Source organism: Gluconobacter sp. GP1, from assembly GCF_032913585.1.
Classification (GTDB): Bacteria; Pseudomonadota; Alphaproteobacteria; order Acetobacterales; family Acetobacteraceae; genus Gluconobacter; species Gluconobacter cerinus.
Genome location: NZ_JASGXC010000002.1, coordinates 722,571 through 744,806, shown reverse-complemented (window position 1 = coordinate 744,806; position 22,236 = coordinate 722,571). Strand labels below are relative to the sequence as shown.

At 52.9% G+C, this 22,236-nt stretch carries 17 protein-coding genes; 5 read left to right on the top strand and 12 right to left on the bottom strand.

The genetic code is table 11. The annotated features are described in order from the left end of the window. Window positions 1–2: 2 nt before the first annotated feature. Entirely contained in the window at window positions 3–917 is a 915-nt protein-coding gene (locus R5H23_RS07985; RefSeq protein ID WP_317215043.1) for an ABC transporter substrate-binding protein, read from the bottom strand. Between the two features lie 77 nt (window positions 918–994). After that, window positions 995–1,618 (bottom strand): biliverdin-producing heme oxygenase, encoded by a 624-nt coding sequence (locus R5H23_RS07980; protein ID WP_317215042.1) that lies wholly within the window; start codon window positions 1,616–1,618, stop codon window positions 995–997. Between the two features lie 252 nt (window positions 1,619–1,870). Between R5H23_RS07980 and R5H23_RS07975 the strand changes: the two genes are divergently transcribed. After that, on the top strand, window positions 1,871–4,138 hold the full coding sequence (locus R5H23_RS07975) for a TonB-dependent hemoglobin/transferrin/lactoferrin family receptor (protein WP_408874342.1): 2,268 nt from the start codon (window positions 1,871–1,873) through the stop codon (window positions 4,136–4,138). Between the two features lie 56 nt (window positions 4,139–4,194). On the opposite strand, the gene R5H23_RS07970 is transcribed toward R5H23_RS07975, so the two are convergent. From R5H23_RS07970 to R5H23_RS07945, 6 genes are all read right to left on the bottom strand, one after another. Then, the gene (locus R5H23_RS07970; protein ID WP_264648352.1) at window positions 4,195–5,133 is read right to left on the bottom strand and encodes a surface layer protein; all 939 of its coding nucleotides are present in this window, start codon (window positions 5,131–5,133) and stop codon (window positions 4,195–4,197) included. Between the two features lie 199 nt (window positions 5,134–5,332). Then, a complete protein-coding gene (locus R5H23_RS07965; RefSeq protein ID WP_317215039.1) occupies window positions 5,333–6,157 on the bottom strand; it encodes a DeoR/GlpR family DNA-binding transcription regulator in 825 nt (274 codons plus the stop codon). Then, window positions 6,154–6,936, bottom strand: coding sequence for a triose-phosphate isomerase (locus R5H23_RS07960; protein WP_317215038.1), 783 nt, complete (start codon window positions 6,934–6,936; stop codon window positions 6,154–6,156). The genes R5H23_RS07965 and R5H23_RS07960 overlap by 4 nt, the downstream gene beginning before the upstream one ends. 208 nt (window positions 6,937–7,144) lie before the next feature. Next, complete coding sequence (locus R5H23_RS07955; RefSeq protein WP_086633938.1) at window positions 7,145–8,128, bottom strand: hypothetical protein; 984 nt, start codon at window positions 8,126–8,128, stop codon at window positions 7,145–7,147. A 3-nt stretch (window positions 8,129–8,131) separates the two neighbouring features. Next, entirely contained in the window at window positions 8,132–9,841 is a 1,710-nt protein-coding gene (locus R5H23_RS07950) for a glycerol-3-phosphate dehydrogenase/oxidase (RefSeq protein ID WP_317215037.1), read from the bottom strand. Beyond that, entirely contained in the window at window positions 9,838–11,430 is a 1,593-nt protein-coding gene (locus tag R5H23_RS07945) for an FGGY-family carbohydrate kinase (protein ID WP_317215035.1), read from the bottom strand. Before R5H23_RS07945 ends, R5H23_RS07950 begins: the two co-directional genes overlap by 4 nt. A gap of 268 nt (window positions 11,431–11,698) precedes the next feature. Here R5H23_RS07945 and R5H23_RS07940 point away from each other — a divergent pair, with 268 nt between their 5' ends. Together R5H23_RS07940 and R5H23_RS07935 are read left to right on the top strand one after the other, a co-directional pair. Further along, window positions 11,699–12,517: a DeoR/GlpR family DNA-binding transcription regulator gene (locus R5H23_RS07940; RefSeq protein WP_046899512.1), complete on the top strand. Its 819-nt coding sequence runs from the start codon at window positions 11,699–11,701 to the stop codon at window positions 12,515–12,517. Between the two features lie 620 nt (window positions 12,518–13,137). Further along, window positions 13,138–13,431, top strand: a complete 294-nt coding sequence (locus tag R5H23_RS07935) for a hypothetical protein (RefSeq protein WP_046899513.1) — start codon at window positions 13,138–13,140, stop codon at window positions 13,429–13,431. 8 nt (window positions 13,432–13,439) lie between these two features. On the opposite strand, the gene mntR is transcribed toward R5H23_RS07935, so the two are convergent. Next, entirely contained in the window at window positions 13,440–13,928 is a 489-nt protein-coding gene (gene mntR / locus R5H23_RS07930; RefSeq protein WP_086633942.1) for a manganese-binding transcriptional regulator MntR, read from the bottom strand. Between the two features lie 161 nt (window positions 13,929–14,089). Here mntR and R5H23_RS07925 point away from each other — a divergent pair, with 161 nt between their 5' ends. Both R5H23_RS07925 and R5H23_RS07920 read left to right on the top strand, forming a co-directional pair. After that, window positions 14,090–15,466, top strand: coding sequence for an Nramp family divalent metal transporter (locus tag R5H23_RS07925; RefSeq protein WP_317215033.1), 1,377 nt, complete (start codon window positions 14,090–14,092; stop codon window positions 15,464–15,466). A gap of 291 nt (window positions 15,467–15,757) precedes the next feature. Continuing rightward, the gene (locus R5H23_RS07920; protein WP_317215032.1) at window positions 15,758–17,761 is read left to right on the top strand and encodes a TonB-dependent receptor domain-containing protein; all 2,004 of its coding nucleotides are present in this window, start codon (window positions 15,758–15,760) and stop codon (window positions 17,759–17,761) included. Window positions 17,762–17,774: 13 nt separating this feature from the next. On the opposite strand, the gene R5H23_RS07915 is transcribed toward R5H23_RS07920, so the two are convergent. From R5H23_RS07915 to R5H23_RS07905, 3 genes are all read right to left on the bottom strand, one after another. Then, window positions 17,775–19,361: a PepSY-associated TM helix domain-containing protein gene (locus R5H23_RS07915; protein ID WP_317215031.1), complete on the bottom strand. Its 1,587-nt coding sequence runs from the start codon at window positions 19,359–19,361 to the stop codon at window positions 17,775–17,777. After that, on the bottom strand, window positions 19,358–19,660 hold the full coding sequence (locus tag R5H23_RS07910) for a hypothetical protein (RefSeq protein WP_317215030.1): 303 nt from the start codon (window positions 19,658–19,660) through the stop codon (window positions 19,358–19,360). The genes R5H23_RS07915 and R5H23_RS07910 overlap by 4 nt, the downstream gene beginning before the upstream one ends. 278 nt (window positions 19,661–19,938) lie before the next feature. Continuing rightward, window positions 19,939–22,224 (bottom strand): TonB-dependent siderophore receptor, encoded by a 2,286-nt coding sequence (locus R5H23_RS07905; RefSeq protein WP_211500174.1) that lies wholly within the window; start codon window positions 22,222–22,224, stop codon window positions 19,939–19,941. Window positions 22,225–22,236: the final 12 nt, after the last annotated feature.

The window sequence follows — 22,236 nt, the reverse complement described above, 5'->3', positions numbered from 1 at the left end:
CCTCACGCAGGATGCTCCGCTTTCGCCATCAGTCGTGCCAGATCCAGCGCCGCTTCGGGCGTTCTCGGACCAAATCCCAGAAGGCGCTCCCCTTCCATTCCCACAATGGCTTTTTTCTGCCCCGCTGGCGTCAAACTGAATCCGGGATCGCTCAAGAGAGCTTTGCGGATATCCTCGCCCCCTTGGTTCATTGTGAGAATGATATCGGGCTTCAGGGTTACAAGGGATTCCGTGTTCAGAAGCTTGTAGCCCTGCAGATCCGCCCCAACGTTGACGCCTCCTGCAAGCCGGATAACGGCATCGGCAGCCGTGCCACGCCCGGCCGCGAGCGGACGGTTATTCGTCATTCGCATAACAAACAGGACGCGCGGTGACGCAGCATGTGTGTCGCGCCAGTCTTTAAGAGCAGAAAACTTCTGCTGAATATCCTGAGCAAGCTGCGTGCCCGCCTGCTCACGGTTCACAACTTTTGCCAGAAACTGCGTCCGGCCAATAATAGCATCGGGCGAAGGCGTTGAATCTACGAACACAGTCGGAATACCTGACGCCACCAACTGAGACATGGCATCGGCCGGGCCTGCTGCGTCCATCGCAAGAATGAGATCCGGCTTTACGGATAACACCCCTTCCGAGGAGATGGCCCGCATATAGCCCAGAGATTTTTTATCTTTCAGTGCGGCTTCCGGCCAGGTCGAAGTCGTATCAACGGCGACAATTTGATCGGCTGCTCCAAGACGATAAAGCGTCTCGGTGATTGTTCCCCCAATGCAGGCAATTCTGGAAGCGGCTCCCAGAACAACCTGACGACCGCGACTGTCCGTCACCGTCCGGGTTGCTGCATGCAGGCAAGATGGCGTCAAAGCACTGGCACAAACCAATGCAAGAAAATAGCGGCGTTCCAATCCTGATTTATTCATCGCCCCTGCCCTTCTCTTATCAGCAGACATTCGCCGCCGAAAAAATACGATATCATGCAATCAAAAGTCATTCTCATTTAAAGACTAACTCTTTCATTCTGACTGGCGGAGAAAATCTCCTCCGAATTCAGAGCGGCCATCTGATCCAGACAGCTGGAGAAGCGGCCAAAAGCCTCCTCAGCAGCCGAAACACACATTGCCCGATCCAGATCAGCGCTATCGATCGCCGCCTTAAACGTTTTCCACGACAGGCCCCGACCTTCAGGTGCAGGAGCCAGATGCCGCGCCCCGAAACTTTCTGTCAGCCCAAGAGACATTGCCATCTTGGACAGGATATTTGCGCCCAGCTTCGATCCTTCAGCAACGTATAGCCAACCTACGGCAACCGAAGGGTTGAACGGAATCACGTTCCCACGATGCGCCATTGGGGCCGCCAGACCCAGATCACGCATGTCAGCTTCCACCCAGGGAAACCGGTTGCGTGTCTCAAGATCGGGAAGAAGATTTCGTAACATTTCGTTTTCGTAAATATTTGTCATATCTCTCAGGAAGACATACTGAGACAGAAGAAAGATCCGATACCCGTCCAGACTGGAAAAAATTCCCATGGACATGATCTTGTGATCGGTCCGGTCATGAATGGATTTTGTCTTTTCCCGTAGCGCCAGGGAAAGCGTATTGTCGGTGAAAAACGCGCTCATATCCGCCATTTCTCCTTTTAATCTCAGCTTAAATGAATGCCTGAACTGTTGGCTCTCTTCCCCACAGGAAAGAGTCGACGCGGGCTCTGTGTGGCATATTCATCCACCCGCTTCAATGAAAATGAGAATCACTATCATTTAGATTGACGCCATGAAATTCCATCGCCATTAGATGCGAACAATTCTCATTTAAGGGTGTAAATTTCCATGAGCAGGCAAAGCGCTCGTCCAACACGTTTTCTGCGACAGTCCATGCTGGCAACGTCTGCGCTCGTCTGCATTTTTGCAGCTTTATCATCTGCTCAAGCCCAGACGAGCAAAGACTCTGAGAAAGTCACTGATGCAAAAACAGACGGCATCCCAGCACATACTGGGGCAGCTCCTACAGTTCAGCTCAAGCCCCTCCACGTTAGAGGGCAGGCTGCTGCAGACATCATTGATTCCATGAAGGTTGATCCGGATGCGGACTATAGTGCTGTCGGAAAGCCACGTGTCATGACTACAACGACCACGCTCAAAACCCTTCAGTCCCGCATGATTGACAGCATTTCGGACTATGCTCGTCGCGTGGACGCGGGAGTGAATTACAACAATAACAATCTCAGCATTAATATGCGTGGGCTGGATCAAAACCGCATTCTCACCACCATAGACGGCATTCGAACAATCTGGGCGAATGACGGCGCACGTGGTGTCAGTGGGGGTGTTTCGTCCTATGATTTCAATTCTCTTGGCTCGATCGACATCGTCAAAAACGCGAACTCTGGCTTTTTCGGAACAGGTGCGCTCGGCGGCGTTGTTTCACTCAAGACACTTGACCCGGAAGACCTTCTGACAGGCAACAAAGCCTACGGCGGCCTGACCAAACTGACATATGATGGGTCCAGCGAGAGCGGATATCTCAATCAGGCCCTTGCTGGACGTTACCATAATACAATGATTTTAGTTCAGGGCGGCTACCAGACTGGCAGCCAAACCGGAAATATGGGCGGCACAGGCGGCGTTGGGTCCACACGATCAGACAAAGATCCTGCTTCCTACACGCAAGGAAACTTCTTGGGTAAAATTCACCAATACGTGGAAGGCGGTCATCGCTTCGGCTTGACCGGTGAAGTATTTGATCGAAATTATAACGAAAATACCCTGAGCAGTATTAGCTCAACATACAGCCGCTATCACACACTCGAAGAAAGCAAGCGCACGCGCGTTTCCGGAAGCTACGATTATAAATCGGAAAAACCGACAGCCTTTATCAGCGAAGCGCATCTCATTGCTTATTGGCAGAAGGTCAATTCAATCACAGATACAGCCGCCAATCGTCTGACATCGCCCATTGGCGAATATGATCGGGACAGTAACCTCGCTGTTCAGTCCTATGGAACGACGGGCTCAATCACGTCCAATGTTTTCACCGGCCCATTTCATCATGTGATTACCCTTGGCGGAGAAGCGTACATCACGGATACAAGCCAGTATGCTGCTGGTCTCGATAATTGCACGGCACAGGTCTATGCGTGCAGCTTCTTGCATGTAAACCAGTCTGATATGCCCGACGTTCACGGAACTGACCTCGGGGCAATTGTTCAGGATCGTATTGGTTTCGGGAAAATGGAATGGCTGCATATCACACCAGGCTTCCGCTTCGATCACTACAGACGTAGCCCGCAGGACACGCCCAGCTACACCAAAAATGCAGCGTATGAAGGCACACCAAACGGAGCCAGTGGCTCGCATTATTCCCCGAAGGTTCTGGTCGAAGCTCGGGTCCTGAAAAACCTCACACTTTACGGGCAATACTCCCAGGCCTTCCGTGCTCCGTCTGCGACAGAAATGTATCTGACCTATGGTGGTACAGGCAGCTACGTCTCAATCGGAAATCAGAACCTCAAACCGGAAACCAGTCGTGGCTGGGAAGTTGGCGCGCGATATGGAGATTCCAAACGAGGTGCCACAGTTTCGTTCTTCGATAATTACTATCACAATTTCATCGATACGATCACAACAACGGCGGCAGCAGCTGGCATCGGCGGATACTACCCGTTCGGTGTTTTCGAATACGTTAACCGCCAGCATGTCCGTATTTACGGCGTAGAAGCACGCGCTAACTGGACTTTCGCCAATTACTGGCAGGTATGGACGTCCCTTGCGTATTCTGATGGTCAGGATACCGATGAACATGTGCACCTGAACTCCGTTGCACCATTCCGCGGAATTGTGGGCGTTGCCTATAACCGAGAGCACTGGGGCGCGAATTTCTCCACAACATTCGCGGCGGCGCGTAACAAGGTGCAGAACATGGCGTCTAATGTGAATAAGACACCGGGTTATGCACTCTTCGATTTAACGGGTTGGTACTCACCGAAATTCTTCCCGAACCTCCGTGTTCAGGCGGGAATGTATAATATGTTCAACAAGCGTTATTATAATGCCCTGGATGTGCCTGACAGCATCAGTGTTCCCAAGTCCTATTACACACAGCCTGGCCGTAGCTTCAAAGTCACGACGCTTATCAATTTCTAAACGTCAGAAACCCGTCCTGAAGCACCGTGACGCACGCCAGAACACGTCACGGTCCTTCAAAAAAAACCAAGGGTCTCGCACCCAACCCCAGCTTTCACTGTTCGCAGTACCTTACGACTGGAAAGCTGGATTTCAGTTAACGTCCCGTCATCTTCATTTGCGACAAGCACAGTTGTTCCGTCTGGACGGAAAGCAGCGTCCATTGGCTTCTGCCCCACAGGAACGGGGTACTGGTCCCACTGTGGCAGACTGATCAATGTCACAATCGGCTCGAAATCTCCGATAACCAGAAGCCATTTTCCATCGGGACTAACCCGCACAACCTGCGCACTTTTACGATGATGCTTCAGTTCAACTTCCTGACGCAGTTCTCCAGCATCCACATCCATAAGAAATAAGGTTGGTTTGAGCGCATTACTGACCACCAGGAATTTTTCATCCGGCAGATGATCGATGCCAGCAGACGGCGCGGGCAGAACGATCGTGCGCCTGACGCTGTCATCACCAATACGAAGAACGGTGAGTGTCGCATCTTCTTCGTTTTCGGTGACGATCAGCTTACGCTGCGGCAGAACAGTAAGCCTGTGTGCATTCCGAGAAAATGCCTGCAGGATATGGGTAACTCTTTTCGTCTCGGGATCAATCACCGCCACAGCAGAACTGTTCTCACAGCAAACGTAAAGTAACCCGTCCGGCCCAAACCGTAATGTATGCGGTGACTCAAGGGGTGTCAGATCAATGTCTGAAATTCTGGTTCTGGCATACAGATCTATAACGGAAACAAAATGGTTTGGTATGGGATTGTTGCCGTGAAAACCATTCCCATACGCTGGAACAAATGCAAGCCCGCGCGTCTCATCTATAGCCAGCTCATGCGGGAGACTTGGCATCCCCCCAATATGATCCAGCACTTCAAGCGTTGTAGGATGCAGGAAAAGAAGCTGTGCCCCCTTCTTGTCCACAACAATTAGCCCACTGCAATGACTAAGGGTCATAGGACTGTCCTTGCTCTTATTTGTGTCAGATTACTCCCGATATAAAACAATATAAGAGGTCTTTAGTTTTGAATGGTCTGGTCAGGATGCTGTCACAAAAATGCCAGCCCTAATAAAAACCCAGACCAAGTGTTTGGCAAAAAACACGTCAGAAAGAACTAACAGCCGACAATTCTTCTGAACTCAAAAAAAAACAGTTTCAGGCCATCATTGCCATGGGCATGTCAGCTGACGGAATGTCTGCGATATGCAATTTGACACCTGCCCCCATCATTCTGTCAGCGATCTCTCCAGAGAGACCTGAGTCCGTAATAACGGCATCAAAATCCGTCAGGTTTGCCAGATGATTTAGCGCGCTAATTCCAAATTTTCGACTATCCACCATTAAAACGCGGCGATCAGCCATGTTCATGAGCGCACTCTTGGCTTTGATCAGATCTTCGTCCTGATGATAGGCAGAAAGACCGTGAATAGCCGAGGTAGACATGAATAATGTGTTAATCCGAAGCGACGTAACGCTGCGTTCACATAAAACGCCGAGGAATGCATCGAATGTTGGATTGTAACGCCCACCCAGTGCAATCAGGCTGATGTCACGAGACCGTCCGATCTTCGTACTGATCCCAAGACTGTTCGTCACGACTGTAAGCTGACCGATTGCTGTCAGGCGTTCGGATAGAAAGCGCGATGTTGTGGAGTCATCCAAGGCAATCGTATCGCCCTCTTCGATTAAGCCAGCAGCAATCGCTGTAATACCAAGCTTTTCCTGCACAGCCTGTCGAGCACGAAGCATGATGCTGCTTGCTGCCACAGCATTCGAAAGCGTCGTAACGCTTTCACCAACTTTACGGATCAGTCCCTGTGTCGCAAGCGCGTGCAGGTCACGGTTCATGGCTGCACGGGTCATGGTGAACTGAACAAGCAGATCCTGGATCAGAACACAGCCATGCGCCGTAACGTAATCCAGAACGGCTTGACGCCGTGCGGACAAAGCACGGCTTCCATGAAGGATATCGGGCATCATGCAGGTGCTCTTTCCTCGATCACACGATCAATCAGCTTCTCGAAGTCTGGAACGGACCAGCCTGCGCGCCCTACAAATACGCCATCCACATTTGGCTGGCTCACGTAGCTGCGGGCATTATCCTGCGTAACACTTCCGCCGTAGAGCAGCGGTACGCGATCGCCGATATCCTTGCCGGCGATCTTACACAGAACAGCCCGCAATCCGGCATGGACTTTTGCAACACAATCGGTGTCGGCGGCGCGCCCGCCTGCACCGATGGCCCATACCGGTTCGTAAGCAATCAGAATATTTGGAAGGTCTGCATGTGCCACGTCATGCAGCGCAATTTTGAGCTGACGGGAGAGTGTCTCTGCCGTAACGCCAAAATCATACTCTTCGAGGCTCTCGCCAATGCAAAGCAAAGGACGCAAGCCATGACGAAGGGCCGCGGACATCTTGCGACTGACAGTCCAGTCTGTTTCCGCAAAATGCTGCCGACGCTCCGAATGGCCGATCAGTACGATATCTGCACCGCACTCTTTCACCATCCCGGGGGAAATTTCACCCGTCCAGGAGCCGCTTTCTTCCCAATGCATGTTCTGTGCGCCGACAAGCACGTCCGCGTCTTTCAGCACGCTCGCAACAGCCTGCAAGGACGTAAATGGTGTGATGATGAACGGCTTCACGCCATCCGGCGCTCGATACGCCTTAAGCGCTTCTGCAGCAGCCAAGGCCTCGGCAGGTCCCTTGTTCATCTTCCAGTTCGTACCGATCCAGACCGTTTTGCGAGTCACCATTCATCTCCCGACAAGAAGGCAGCGACCATCGAATCTTGATCGCTAAACCCAAGCCATGTTTAGCGTTAAATCATAACACTCCAAAGACATGAAGTTCCGAAGGGAGTGATATTTTCAATTCAACTCTCCGTACCTGCTCTCCAGCAAAGATCTGAAGGCAGGTACGAAGACGCTGAAAACAGGAACTTTATTGCCTCTGCGAGTTTTTTTAAGCTGCCCGCTCCAGCAGAACGCTTTCCGTCACCTGACTATCGGCATCCGCTGGGCGCAGGGTGGCAATGCCCTTGCGGGCAAGCCCATCATGATAGAAATGCGTAGCTTCGTTAGGAGAGAGGTCTCCATCCGTGACGCGACGCATCGCTTCAATCAGCAAGAGCGGGTCCGCTGCATCCACAATCTTGCGACCGAATAGTGCGGCTCTGGCACCACTGTTCTGAGCCTGATGAATCAGCTCCAGACAGTCGCGCGTCGTCCCGCTTCCACCGCCCATAATTCCCACGATAACGCTTGGGTCGTACTCGCACAGTTCCGCAAACGCCTCGCTGCCATTAAACGGCACCTTCAGGAAGACAGGCTTCTCTTCCTTGCGAAGACCCGCAAGCGCACGGGTAACCATATCGTTCAGGAACACTCCGAAATCTTCAGGAGCGATATGCCCTTCGTTTGGGTTGAAGACTTCGAGGAAATAAGAAAACCCGTTGATCTTAGCCTCTTCGCGGAACCGAGCGAACTCTTCCAGAGCCAGCGTATCCTGATCAACATCACCGTTAAACGTCATCGAATAGAGGCCAAGGTTTGTCTGCGCCCGCTCCAGTGACGCGGAGCGAAACGGAACAGACTTCTGGGATCGATAATGTCCACCCCGTCCACGCCAGAGGTCTGTCGTATCGTTGGCACGAATTGCCGTCTGAACTTTAGTCCCGTCAAACGCATCACGCTCCAGCAGATCTTCCAAAATGGAGACCGAGGTCAGCATGATGTCCACAATATCCTGACGGATAATGGACTGGATCTCTGACAGATATTGCGGCCGCGTCCGGAACAGAGACTGTCCGGCCCGAGGATTGCGGCGATTACCCATCGCACTGATCCCGGCTGCCATATCTGAGTCCTTGGCGTCAGCAAGGATGAAATCATAACGCGTGTCCTTGCCAGCGCGCATGCGTGCAATTTTTTCTTCGTAACGGTTCATGGCTCAAGCTTTCAGAATTTCCGGGGTTTCAGCCGATAGAGGGAACTCACCCTGAAGGTTGTGGCGCTGCTGCCCTTCCCTCCAGGCGTCCTGAGCCTGACGTGCGGCTTCCCGCTCATCCCAGCCCAGCGTTCCTCCGATGATATTTGCAACTTCCAGCACGACTCCTGGCGTCATGGCGCCACTGAGTGCAATGGTCGTACGGCGGTAAAGAACGTCCGACAGACGGCGAACCAGCTCATTTTCAGCAATGAACATCAGTTCACGACGTGTGTAGGAGGGGAGTGTCCGAAGAGGAGCATCTGCCGCCTCCTGACAAAATCCCGCAATCTTTCTGGCCAACGTTCCGTACCGATCCAGCAGCACGGACGCACGCGGACGCGGCAGCCCAAAAGAACTCGCAAACCTGTCCAGATAGGCTGTGTGCTGATCTGCATCCGGGAAGCCACGGCCTCCCCCGATGGCCAATTCCTGGGTTGATGTGCTTCGTGGGTGCCCCAGCAGCGCCAGTACATGATCCGCGACTTCTTCGCCTAACCCACGGAAAGTCGTCCATTTCCCACCCACGAGAGACAGAACAGGCGTTGCACCCAGCCTGTCTTCATGAACGATGTGATCACGACTGATCGCAGAAGGATCGGCAGCATTGGTAGCTGGTAGCGGACGAACGCCGCTATAACGGTAGGTGACCTGCTCGCTTCCGATATGGAAACCGGGGAACAGATCAGCCAGCATCCGCAGCATGTAATCCTGCTCTTCGTCCGTACAGACTGCCTTGTCTGGATCGTCGATCCGGATATCGGTAGAGCCAACCAGGACATGACCAAAAAACGGATATGCAAGACAGATCCGTCCATCCGGCGTCCCGAAATAGACCATCCGGCCCTTCAGTTCCCGGAGCAGGTCATCATGCTTCAACAGCAGGTGAGACCCTTTTGTGCCGCCAATATATTTCGTTGGATGCCCCAGGATCGTATTGATCTGATCAATCCAGGCGCCACCCGCATTAACCAAAACACGCGCCTTTACCGTTTTCACTTCATCGGTGAGCACGTCTCGCAGGACGAGTTGTCCGCTTTGGAAAGTCTCGGGGACAACATAGGTTACGGCCTCACAGTTCGGAGCTGTTTCCAGCGCATCCTGCACGCATTCATATCCGAGGCGTTCAGGCTGCGTGATCGCAGCATCGTAATACTGCGCTGTTGCGACAACATCCTTCGCCATATGGGGCCATTCACGGCGCGTTTTCTGGCTGAGGGAAAGGGAATGTCTTGGCATGACCCGAGCGCGGCGCCCCAGGAAATCGTAAATCTGAAGCCCGACTTCCAGAACCAGCGCGCCACGATCCGTCATTTTGCCGCCGAGGTTCAGGAAGCGACGAAATGATGTGACAATCCCTCCAAGCCATGTGCGGATCGGCAGAACAGTCGGCAATGGCCGAACGAAATGCGGGGCATTCCGCAGGAGCAGATTTCGCTCCAACGTCGATTGCGCCACAAGCTTGAACTCGCCCGTTTCCAGATACTTGATACCACCATGGATCAAGCGGGATGGTGCGCAGGATGCCCCTGTACAGATGTCGCTTCGATCCAGAATAAGCGTCTTCACGCCCTGAAGGGCAAGCTCACGAAACAGGCCAGCGCCATTAATGCCAGCCCCGATAATGACGACATCAAATTCGGCATTATCCGGCACGGCTGAAAGTGTCTTCACGAATGCATTTCCTTCGCGATTTCGGCTGAGAGCGCATAATTCATGACGGGCCCCCCCGGAGTTTCCGGAGCGCCACTGACTTCGCTACCGGCCTCATACAAACCGGACCAAAAAGGTTTCATCGCCAGCGTCAGTGCGACGTATCGGCGATAAATGCCCTCATAGATCCGTGCGCGTGCGGGGTCCGGCTGATAGACATTCATAGGAATTTCCTGAGCAGCCACAGCTTCCTCAAGACCTCCATAAAGCCCAACAGCAACACTTGCCGTCAGAGCCGCGCCTAGGGCTCCAGCCTCCCGAACGCTGGAAATTTCGACTGGCATGTTGAGAATATCCGCAAACATCTGCGCAATAGATGCCTGACTGCTACCGCCGCCCGAGACACCGAGGCGATGCACATCCCCTGTTTGACGCAGGGTCTCAACATGCTCGCGATGGTTGAAGATTGTTCCCTCAATCATCGCCTGAAACAGATCCGCTCGATCATGCCAGGACTGCACCCCGAAAAGAGAGGCACTTGCTGGCGCTTCGTAAGGCGAGCCAAAAAGAAACGGATGATACAGCGGTATCGGTCGTTCGCCGCGAGAACGCCCAAGCTTCGCCTCCACTTCCTTTGTGAGAACTTGAGCTGCCTCTTTTTCCTCTGGAAGCAGCATGCGCGCGAGCCATTCCAGATTGCTGGACGATGCAGGCGAGATGGCCATGCAATTCCACAATCCACGGCGATAACCCGCCCGGCAGGACCAGCCATCGCCTATGACAGGGCGACTGCGGAAAATTTCATTGATTGAAAAAGTACCCGCCGTAATCGAAAGATCACCTGGTCGCGTGTAGCCTGACCCCACAGCAGCTGCCGTCACATCATGCAACCCGACAGCAACTGGCGTCCCTTCGCGTAGGCCGGTCGCACGAGCAGCTTCTGCCGTGATCGTTCCACCCTGATCACAGGACAGTAGCATTTTAGGAAGCGCACCGCGGATGTCGCGCAGATCCAACACCTCAAGGATGCTGTCGCTGTAGTCCTGCGTGTAGAGATCCGTGAAAGATGTACTGGCCTCTGTCAGATCTGTCGCAATTTCCCCGGTCAGACAAAGCCGGATCCAGTCTTTGGCAAAAAAGACGGTACCAATGGCCTGATAACGATCAGGTTGATGGCGCTTCATCCATGCCAACAGGGTTGTGGCGGAGTAAGGATATGGACGCTGCCCCGCGAGAGGGACGATCTTTTCCAGCCGCCCTTCCCGTTTCCATTCATCATGAATTTCTGTGGCCCGACTGTCGAGCGACATAATCCCACGGCCTAACGGTTGACTTGAACGGTCAAGAACGAAAAGTCCATCACCGTGCGCAGTGACCCCAACGCCAGCAATATCCTCACCACTCAGTCCAGAAACGTCCAAAGCTTCCCGGACTGCCTCTACAACAGCCTGCCAAGCTTCGTGCATATCCCGCTCAACGTGGCGGGGTTCATCCGTATGCTGGGGAACACGACGACGGCCGGTCCCTACAATTCCACCTGTCTTCGAGAAGATGACAGCCTTCGTCGTAGTAGAACCGCAATCGATCCCGATCGTGAAATCCTGGCGCATTTCGCCCTCCGGACATTCTCGCCATCAGCTTTAGCAAATCGCCCAACTGATAACACCATAAATGTTATTATTAGGTGATATAAGTGTTATCATGCCTTCGTCAATGTGATAAATATCACTTTCGTCGCGTCAAGAATCTTTGTGTGATTAATCCCGTGAAAAGCACACCGCAGAGCCGATCAGAACATTACAAATTTGGTCAGCGCTGGTATGTAGATGTCGCGATGCCATAATTGGCCTTACCCGGTGACAAGGATCTTTTTGACAGATGACTGATGGTTCGGGCGTTCCAGCTACCTCTCCCGCCGTCCTTCTCAGCAAACGCCGGGATAACAGTGCCCGTCAGCAACAGATCCTCGACGTCCTTCTGGAAACAGGAAGTGCCACAATTGAGAATCTGTCTGAGCGTTTTGACGTCAGCAGGATGACAATTCACCGTGATGCTCACGCACTGGCAGCGCAGGGTCTGATCGACAAACTGCACGGCAGCATTGTTCTCAAGAATCGTGTAGTCACTCAAAAAACAGTCAATTTCCGAAAATCACGCGCGCCCGACCTGAAAGAATCAATTATTCAACGGGCCATTTCGATGATTACGCCGGAGCAAATTCTTGTTCTGGACGACTCAACAACGGTCGCAGCGATGCTGCCCCTCCTTCCAGCTCTCGCGCCCCTAACCATCATTACGAATGCCGTAGGCGTCATTCAGGCACTTGCTCCCTATCCCAACCTGAAACTGATTTGCCTGGGGGGCGACTATAACCAGCCTCGGAACGCCTTTTTTGGTCTGGTCTGTGAGCAGGCTGCAAAATCGCTTCGCGCCAATACGATGTTTCTTTCCACGTCGATCATTCACAACGAAACAGCATTTCAGAACGATCAGGACGTTGTGAAGGTCAAACAGGCACTGATGCAAATCGCGGATCAGACCGTACTATTGGTCGACAGCACAAAATTTAGAAAAGGCGGCCTGCACCGCCTCGCCGCACTCAGCGATTTCGACGTTGTTCTGACAGACTCCCAATTGAAGCCCGCTATTCGCAAAGCACTTATTCAAGACGGAATTCACGTCGAAACATGTGGCTAGGAACATAACGGCGACAGTACACAGCCCAGAATAGCAAGGCAGCTGCCCAGACAAAATTCCGGCAAAGATGCCGTAGCTCAGTTAGATACTGAAACGACGGCAGTGCATTATGAGCTTCTCGCGCTGCCTCAGGCCCATTAGCGGTCCGCTAGTCTTCTAATAAGACACTGCACCCTGACGCTATCGCCCACACCGGCACCCCTGACGGCTTGTGACAGTGTCGTCCCGGTTGAGCACCGCATATGCTCAGAAATCAACGAGAATCGGAGTGAGTATTTCATCGCCTCTACCTCCATTCAGAAAATGGAAGTTCCCTGGCGCCGACTTAATCTTCACAAATCCGCGAACATAAATTCAAGCCAGAAATATAAAGTTTCCGCCCCACCTGACGGTCACGCACCCCGGAGGCAGGCACTATCTGACAGAAACCCTCAACACAGCTTACCGCCCATGGGTATCTGGGATGGAATGGCGCTTTACCGCCAATCAGAACCATTTCTGGCGCAATGTTTCAAAAAATAACACATTCTGAAAAAACGAGATTAACGATATATTGACGAAAAAAGCAGGCTTCGCGTATCACGACGTGAGAGTTTCTTTGAGACACAGGAGATGCTGAAATGTGCGGCATTACGTTAAACGATTTCCTGAGTGTCACGAGATGGACACCTGCAGATCTGGCCATCCAGATTGATCGCCCTGAAAGCGATGTCGAATGGTGGCTCGATAACCATGACCACGTCCCTGAGCGACTAAAGCTCTGGATGAGTAAGATCGTGGACACTTTCCAGAATAATCCCCCTCCCAAAGGCTATGCCATGGAACGGTCCAAAGGATGTCTGTTTAACGATGATCCCTCTGCGACTGTGGTTTGTTCCATTTGTCGCTTCAAAGGAAAATGCCATCTCACGTAATGTCGGCCTCAGCGTAATTTTGCATCGACAGTATTTGTCGACGAAAACTGCGCTAGCCCCTTTTTAAGCGCAGTTTCGAAAGCGGCGAGAGTTTCCGGGCCAACGTAATGTTCAATGCCCTCCGCATCGATCCGGGCGTTTTCTTCACTAATTCCCAACGCCAACAGAAACGCCTCCACAATTCCGTGCCGATGACGGGCCTTATGCGCCATCTGTTGGCCAGCATCCGTCAGGAAAACGCCCCGGTACGGCTTTTGTGTCACCAGCCCTTCCGTTGACAGGCGAGCCAGCATCTTAGCCACCGTTGGCTGAGACACACCAAGACGACCGGCAATGTCGACTTGGCGCGCCTCCTGCCCCTCAGCCAGAAGATCAGAAATCAGCTCGACGTAATCTTCTACCAGCACCTTCTGCCTGGCAGCTCGATTGGCCCTGAACCCTTCTGAGTGAAGTTGCATGTCCACCAGGGATTTCTGCTTTTTCTTCTTCTGTTCCATTCTCAAGAAAACCGCTCAATCAATTATTCCCGACCGAATAAAACATTCTTCCTGTTAATTCCAGAGGCCTCTGAGCGATCTTCTTCAGAAGAAAAATAAGACGATGTTTATGAATATAGCATATTGCATATTTTACGGTTCCAAGCTTGAATGACATTCTGATGTCCGACCAACGCTCCGATGCCCCCACCCAGAACTCCGCCCCCAGCAAAGCCTGGCGCTTTTCGCGTCATGACGATGCGGAACGGCCAAGCCTGCCTGAGGTGTTTTCAAGCGTTCGGGTTCCTGAAGGGTCAACAACGTGGCTGAAGCGCTTCCTCGCTTTCGTTGGGCCCGGATACATGGTTTCAGTTGGATATATGGACCCAGGAAACTGGGCGACGGATCTGCAAGGAGGCGCGCAGTACGGCTACACGCTGCTCTGCGTCATCATGCTTTCCAACCTGATGGCGATCCTTCTTCAAGCTCTCTCTGCACGCCTTGGTATCGCCACCGGTCGGGATCTGGCACAAGCCTGCCGTGACCATTTTCCGCCTGCGCTGAACGTAGTGCTTTGGCTGGCATGCGAGTTAGCGATTATCGCGTGTGATCTGGCTGAAGTGGTTGGAACGGCCGTTGCATTGCAACTGCTCTTCGGCCTCCCTCTTCTGGGTGGCGCGCTCCTCTCCATTCTGGACGCCTTCATAGTTCTTCTGCTGATGGGCCACGGCTTCAGGTATCTGGAAGCTTTTGTCATCGGCCTTCTCTCGATCATTGCGCTCTGCTTTGGGGTACAGCTCGTTGCGGCCACACCGCCCGTTGCAGCAATTCTGAAGGGCCTTATTCCGACGCCGGAAATCGTGACCACGCCGGGAATGCTCTACATTGCGATTGGCATTATCGGTGCCACGGTCATGCCGCATAACCTGTATCTGCATTCGTCTATCGTACAGACGCGGGCCTATGAGAGAACGCCCGTTGGACGTCGTGATGCCATTCGGTGGGCAACATGGGACAGCACAATTGCTCTCATGCTCGCGCTGTTCATCAACGCGGCCATCCTAATTGTGGCAGCCGCAGCTTTTCATGAGACAGGCCACCAGAATGTAGCCGAGATCGAAGATGCCTATCATCTTCTCTCCCCCATTCTTGGGCTCGGAATAGCCTCTACGCTTTTCGCACTGGCACTGCTGGCTGCGGGCACAAACTCAACCGTCACCGGAACACTGGCCGGCCAGATCATTATGGAAGGCTTCCTGCGCCTCCATATCCCGCATTGGGCAAGACGACTGCTGACCCGCGGCCTGGCGATCATTCCCGTCGCGGTGGTAACTGTGCTCTACGGAAGCCATGGCGTAGGCACTCTGCTGATGGCCAGTCAGGTCATCTTGTCCCTTCAGCTTCCTTTCGCAGTCATTCCCCTTGTGATGTTTGTGTCTGACCGTCGCAAGATGGGCGAATTCACAATCAACCGCTTCATGACCGCACTGTCATGGATCGTCGCGGGTCTTATTCTCATCCTGAACTTTAAACTTCTGTACGACACTCTGGTCGGCTGAACGACACCCCAGAAAAATTGAGAACCAACTATGGCAACAGCATTTTTGCGCTCAAAATTCGCCCCTAGATATAGCAAATGCTATATTAAACAGCACACCGCAAATTCAAGAGTTTCAACTGTCCCCTTTCGGATAGCGATTGCAGGAACCACGCTCCTTACAGGGCTACTGGCAACTGATGTATTTGCTGCCGATAATGCGCCATCCGGCGAGCCCCAAAAGAAGATTTCCAAAAAATCTGAAAAGAGAGCTATTCAATCCAAAGACAAACCCGCTGAGCACGTAACTGTCATGGGGCACCTCGATCAGGCGCGCGGACGTATCTTCCCCGGCCTGGGCGCAGTTTCCTACGGCATCGATCAACGACAGATCCAGGCTACGCCTCAGGGGCAGAATGCTTCTTTCAGCCAGATTATGCTCAGAATGCCTGGCGTCGTGCAGGACAGCTACGGAGAAGTGCATGTCCGAGGCGAACATGGCGGCCTGACTTACCGGGTCAACGGTGTCCTGCTTCCCGAGGGCCTGAATGGTTTTGGTCAGGAACTGGATACACGCATTATCCAATCGGTTGACCTGCTGACGGGAACCCTCCCCGCTCAATTCGGGTTCCGTACGGCCGGCATTGTGGACGTGCATACAAAAAGCGGGTCCACCCTGAAAAATAACCAGCTTTCACTCTATGGCGGCAGCTACAACACTTTTGCACCATCTTTACAATTGGGCGGTTCGAAAGGGCGCTTTGAATATTTTACGACGCTGTCCATGAACCGAAATAATATTGGTATCGAGAACCCGACCGCCTCCTTCCGCGCAACACATGACACAACGCAGCAGGAAAAGGCGTTTGGCTATTTTTCATGGAAGCTGAACGACACCGACCGCATCTCACTCCTGACAAGTGCATCTTACGCAGATTTTGAACTTCCCAACACGACAGGCCTGCAACCGGTTTATCAACTTGCTGGAACTGACTGGTCACACCCCTCTGTACAATCACGCTTTCTGAATGACAGCCAGACAGAGCAAAACTATTACGCCGTCGTCTCATACCAGCACAGCGCTGACAAACTGAACCTTCAGTTCTCACCGTATTTTCGTTACGGGCGCATCGATTATACGCCAGACCCGGCTCGGGACCTTATTTTTCAGGGTGTGGCTGAACACGAGGTCAATGACTTTACAACTGGCGGCGCACAGTTCGATTTGTCTTATGATATCGCTCCGCACCATACCCTTCGGGCCGGTCTTCTGGGTCAATACACCTCCGAGCGCCTCGATACTGACTCTCTTGCATTCCCAGTAGGTGACGATGGCCAACAAACTTCGTCTACCCCGCTTCGGCTAATAGACAACACGGGCAACTGGTCCGTTGAAGCTGGGGCTTACCTTCAGGATGAATATCGCATCACCCGCAAGCTCACTTTCAATTATGGTATTCGCTACGACCGGTTTGCATCGTCTTTTGGAAACGAAGGACAATTCAGCCCGCGCGCCAACCTGGTGTGGAAGCCGTTCCGAAGCACGGCCTTGCACATCGGCTACTCCAGGTTCTTCGCACCGCCTTCTCCGCAGTACGTTTACCCCTCAACACTGGCGCGTTTTGCAGGAACCACAAATGCCGCAGCCAATTTGACAGATACGCCCACGAAAGTTGAAACCTCCAATTACGTGGACGCTGGCATTCTCCAGCATATTACCCCCGAATTACAGATTACAATCGACGCCTACAGCAAGTGGGCACACAATCTTACAGATCTTGGACAATTTGGCCGTGCGGTCATCCTCGCGCCATTCAGCTATCGCCGAGGTCACGTCTATGGTGCAGAGTTTGGAAGTTCCTGGAGGCGCGGCCCCTGGTCTCTATTTGGAAATTTCTCGTTTGTGAAAACGGCAGCTCGGGAAATAAATTCCGCCGAATACCAGTTCGATCCGGAAGAATTGAGCTACATTCGCGCACATGCCATCCAGTTAGACCATCAGGGACAGTATACCGCCAGCGCTGGCGCATCCTATTCCAGCAAGCATCACTTGGCTTATATAGATTTCCTATATGGATACGGCCTGCGGAGTGGCTTTGCCAATCTTGAGAAACAGCCCCAGTACGACATTTTTAACGTCGGATACCAGTACACCTTCACCCGCGTCCCGCTGGGGCATGATCTGAAAGTTCGCGCTGACATCGTAAATCTGTTCGACAAACGCTACCAACTTCGAGACGGTAGCGGCGTCGGCATTTATCAGGCGCAATACGGACAACGACGAGGCACTTATTTCTCACTCGTATCCGATTTCTGAAAACACCCTAGCCTCAGGCCCGCTCAGGGTCTGAGGGAAGTATTTTACGGCGCAGCACAGGCTGACCGGCCTCGGGGCGCACCGCCCAGAGCATCAAAAAGGCCCCATAAAGAATTGCAAATGCATCTACTGCCAAAGCTGAATCCTGCATGCGTGATAATGGTGTAACCACAACTGCGGAAATCGGCATCATCCATGTCAGGATTGCGGAAAATATTAGTAAAATGCGAATAGCTTCCCGCTCCTTAAGCCAGAACGCCACCCCATTGCACAGCAGAAAAACCCCAAAATAAACAAGCTGCACAGTGACCGTTTGACTGCTCGCGGGCAGCAGAGGCGCCGCGCATAACACAGCTGATATCCCCGCTACACACCCAAGCGAACATCCGATCGTCAACGCACAGAGTATTCGTGTTGATTTTGTATCCTCTACACGCCCTGTTCCGCGCTCACGACGCCTGCGCGACACCACCCAGAGCTGGTTCCCCGCATAGAACATAAATGCGCCACCGAGCCCGAGAAGCACATATCCCCACCGCACACTCTCTCCGCCAAAACTGCCAAAATGCAGAACGAAAAATGATGTCAGCACGGACTGCGACCAGCTCTGATGACCGGGCATATACTCGGTAGACACGAGCCTGCCGCTATATGGATCGACGCCTGCAAATCCTCCACCCGCCCCACGCGCGCCATAGCGTGGGTCTCGTCCCGTTATTCTGAGAGCCAAATGGCCACCATGAGCGCTGCTATAAGCCAGAGTATCGGGAATGAACCCCGGCGCTTGTGTCGCAACAGTTTTAATAATCTGATCTGGGTCGAGAGGCTTCCGTAGCTCTGCGGCTGGACCATGAGGATGCGGCCCATGACTAGGGCCTGCTGCACCATGCTGAGCCTGAGGGTGGTGTATCAGGAGCGCCTGCTCCGCCATGTAGATCTCATCATGAAATGCAAACACCACTGAGGTGAGCGCCATGATGATATGAAAAGGCAGAGAAAACAGGCCCAGCATACTATGCATGTCGAGCCACATTCTTTTGACGTTTTGACCCAGGCGAATTGCAAACAGGTTTTTCACAATCCCTGGAATAACGATGAGCGTCCCTGAAATCAGGGCCACCGCATAAAGCAACGCGACCACGCCCATAAGGAGCCGTCCGGCCTCATGAGGCATGGAAAGCCCGACCTGCTGATGAAGCATATTGATGAAATGTGCAGCCTGTGAAGGCTCCTGACGCACCGTCACCAAAGAGCCATCCGGTGCCAACGCTGAAAAATTGGCGAAAGACGGGCCGTGCATCCGCTCTGGCATTCCCCAAATCAAGGACGCGGGCTGAGAAGGCGTTGGATGCAAAACAATCGTATAATTACGTTGCGCTTCCGGATGCTCAGAAAATGTCTTTTCCAACAATGCTGGAATTTTCTCCAGTAATACTGGCGGCGGCAAAGCCACTGGTGCCGAGGCCCAATCCTGCAAAGGCCGCTCGAACATCGTTACTGAACCGGCATAAAATGCTACAAACAGGAAAAGGCCACAGACAATTCCAACCCAGCTATGGATTTCCCGATACATGCGGACAATATCAGCGCGGATTTTCACGACATCATACTCCGCACACCCATATAAATAACCCAGAGGACAGCATTCGCTCCTCCAAGCATTGCCCACGCACGCCAGCCTGATCGAAACAGAAAGCAGCTCCCGAGAATTCCCGTCCAGACCGGAACTACGAGCCACATCAGGAACTGTGAACCAACTGCCCTAGGCTGCCCGTCAACATGCACGAGCAGACCCAGAATGCCCATCAGGGCAAAGGAAAGCGTGAGTCCAAGGACAAGACCGGCGCTCGCTTTGGGAAACCAGTTCCGACTGCTTAGCATCACGGGAGTGGATGTCATGACATCCTCCTTCGCCAAACCGCGGCAGCCAGAGGAACCAAAGACCAGACAATCATGATAAGCGTCAGAAACTCGGAAACTGCGGTGCCGCTACCTTCGCTTGCGAGCAGCATGAGCAAGGATGCACAGAGGAGCGTGCTTCCGGAACTCATACAGAGCCGAAATGCTGGACGCTTCTTGCGCAATTGTTGAGCGGGCGATGCCATATAGAGCATAAGCGCACCACCTGCCCCCAGAACCGTCGCAATCCATATCGTTATCATAACGTTTTACTCGAATTACCAACGATATTCCAAACGAGCAGTCAGATTACGACCCTGCCCATAATAGCAGGCGGACACGGCTGTACAGGTCGCGACAAAACGCTTGTTGGCGATGTTTCGGGCATTAAACGAAAAGGATAATCCTTTGTAGCGCGGATGGGCCGTCGCGAAATCATACCGAAGGAACAGATCGAACAGCGTATAATCCGGAATATGCAGAGTGTTTGCCGTATCCCCGTAGCTTGTGCCTGTATAACGGACACCACCGCCAAGACCGACACCCGCAAAAGTTCCATGCTGGATGCGCTGGTCTACGAAGAGAGACGCCATCCACTTTGGCGCCTGTCCAAGATAATTGCCGACCTGAGATGCCGTATTGGAGCGAGTAATCTTCGCTTCACTGCGAGTGCCGGTAAAGATTACCGACATATCCCACGGCAGGTTTGCCTTGCCTTCAAGTTCCAACCCGCGAACCCGGCCCTGCCCTGTTTGAACCAGGCACGTTGATGTGCCACAGAGTGTGCCGTTCGGATCATAAGTCGTCATGTTATTCTGGGTAATCTGGTATCCACCAAAAGTGACGTAGATACTCTTCCCGTACTGATACCGAATACCACCTTCATACTGATCGCCAGTTGTCGGCTTGAAGGCCTTTCCCCCCAATGACGTGGATGGATCAGAGACTTGTGGTTGAAACGACTGAGCGTAACTGAAATAGGGCACGAGACCGTTATCAAACATATAAACGGCACCTGCTCGCCAGGTGAATGCATTGGAATTCGTGATGTACCGAGATTTCGTGAGAACATTAAGCGTGTTATCGCGCGCCCAGTCCTGACGTCCACCAATCGTGACCCGAAGGCGGTTGAACTTCAACTGATCCTGAAAATAAATTCCATTCTGACTGCTGATGGTTGCCGTATAGACCTGCGGGCTAAGATTATCTGAATACCCAGCACTCCCACGTGCTTTCGGATTAAAGATATTCAGGATCGGCAGAACATAGGAAGACGCCACCAGATCGCGGCTATGTCGCCAGTTCGTATAGAAATAATCAGTACCAACCAGGAGCAGATGCCGCACAGGCCCCGTACGAACATGCCCTTCAAGTTGCGTATCCGTCGTGACACCCTGAGACTGCCCTCTGCCTTCCACAGCACGCCGATTAACCGTTTCGCCTGCAATACATCCAGCCACTGTCGCCGCGCATTTGGCCAGCGTATCGCCAGAAAGCACTGTCGCTCTGTAAAGCGTGTTCAGGTACGTGTAACGCGTATTGTTTCGGACCGTCAGGAAACGGTTGAATTTATGCTCCAAAAATGAGCCTGCCAAAGCCTGGTTTCGGTCAAACGTATCCCAGTTCGGCTCACCAATATTCGCATCATTCGCAATATGGCGACCTTTGGATGCATACAGCGTGCCCGTTGCTGGAAGGAACTGGAACGTGGAGCCCCCCTGATCTCGCTGATACTGCGCAAGCAAAGTCCAGACCGTCTTGGGTGTAATTTTCCAGGTCAGGCTTGGGGAGATGTAGTACCGGCCAGTCCGTACTTCATTGACCTGAGTGTCACCATATCGAGCAAGGCCGACAATCCGACCTGTCAAAGCCCCATCATGCGTCAGTCGGCCAGACACATCCCCGGAGGCCTGCCCCTGCCAGTTGGACAGGTTGGTAAATCCGCTGCTCTGTAGAAAGAATTCGCCTTCGCTCTTTTCCGTCGGACGCTTCGTCACAAGGTTAACGACGCCCCCCGGTGCCGTCTGACCATAAAGGGCGCCGGAAGGCCCTTTCAAAACTTCAATCTGCTGAAGTGCAAACGGATCAAAGGACGTTCTGGTCCACTGCCCGCCTGATGGCAGACGCAACCCATCGACAAAGTTGTTGTTGGATGAAAATCCACCCGCACCAAACCCACGGACAGACACTTCATCCACTCGACTGTCGATGCCGGAGGGCTCAGCCTGTACACCCGCAGTATAGGCCAGCGCATCCGCAATTGACGGAGATGCGCGCAGTTCGATTTCTTCACGGCTGACGATGGAAATGGACTGAGGCGATTCAATAATCGGTGTGCGTGTCTTTGTCGCAGAAGACGCGTGGGACATGCCGGTCGCCGTCACAACAATGACTTCCGCTTTGGACTTTGGCGCCTGCGGCTGTCCGGGCTTCTGAAGTTGTTTCTGGCCCCTGGACTGAGCTTCATCCGTAACAACAGACGTATCTGCACCTGCAGCGGCGGAAGTTAGCCCTGCCAGCACAAGAGCAGGAAAGACAGTATATTTGACGACAGAAGAAGACATGCTGGCCCACCG

Bases quoted from the DNA above. Each gene is read 5' to 3' on its own strand.
- R5H23_RS07955 (WP_086633938.1), bottom strand. From the start codon at position 8,128: ATGAACCGTTACGAAGAAAAAATTGCACGCATGCGCGCTGGCAAGGAC.
- R5H23_RS07905 (WP_211500174.1), bottom strand. From the start codon at position 22,224: ATGTCTTCTTCTGTCGTCAAATATACTGTCTTTCCTGCTCTTGTGCTG.
- R5H23_RS07970 (WP_264648352.1), bottom strand. From the start codon at position 5,133: ATGACCCTTAGTCATTGCAGTGGGCTAATTGTTGTGGACAAGAAGGGG.
- R5H23_RS07980 (WP_317215042.1), bottom strand. From the start codon at position 1,618: ATGAGCGCGTTTTTCACCGACAATACGCTTTCCCTGGCGCTACGGGAA.
- R5H23_RS07910 (WP_317215030.1), bottom strand. From the start codon at position 19,660: ATGACATCCACTCCCGTGATGCTAAGCAGTCGGAACTGGTTTCCCAAA.
- R5H23_RS07920 (WP_317215032.1), top strand. From the start codon at position 15,758: ATGGGGCACCTCGATCAGGCGCGCGGACGTATCTTCCCCGGCCTGGGC.
- R5H23_RS07940 (WP_046899512.1), top strand. From the start codon at position 11,699: ATGACTGATGGTTCGGGCGTTCCAGCTACCTCTCCCGCCGTCCTTCTC.
- R5H23_RS07985 (WP_317215043.1), bottom strand. From the start codon at position 917: ATGAATAAATCAGGATTGGAACGCCGCTATTTTCTTGCATTGGTTTGT.
- R5H23_RS07965 (WP_317215039.1), bottom strand. From the start codon at position 6,157: ATGATGCCCGATATCCTTCATGGAAGCCGTGCTTTGTCCGCACGGCGT.
- R5H23_RS07945 (WP_317215035.1), bottom strand. From the start codon at position 11,430: ATGCGCCAGGATTTCACGATCGGGATCGATTGCGGTTCTACTACGACG.
- R5H23_RS07960 (WP_317215038.1), bottom strand. From the start codon at position 6,936: ATGGTGACTCGCAAAACGGTCTGGATCGGTACGAACTGGAAGATGAAC.
- mntR (WP_086633942.1), bottom strand. From the start codon at position 13,928: ATGGAACAGAAGAAGAAAAAGCAGAAATCCCTGGTGGACATGCAACTT.
- R5H23_RS07975 (WP_408874342.1), top strand. From the start codon at position 1,871: ATGCTGGCAACGTCTGCGCTCGTCTGCATTTTTGCAGCTTTATCATCT.
- R5H23_RS07925 (WP_317215033.1), top strand. From the start codon at position 14,090: ATGTCCGACCAACGCTCCGATGCCCCCACCCAGAACTCCGCCCCCAGC.
- R5H23_RS07935 (WP_046899513.1), top strand. From the start codon at position 13,138: ATGTGCGGCATTACGTTAAACGATTTCCTGAGTGTCACGAGATGGACA.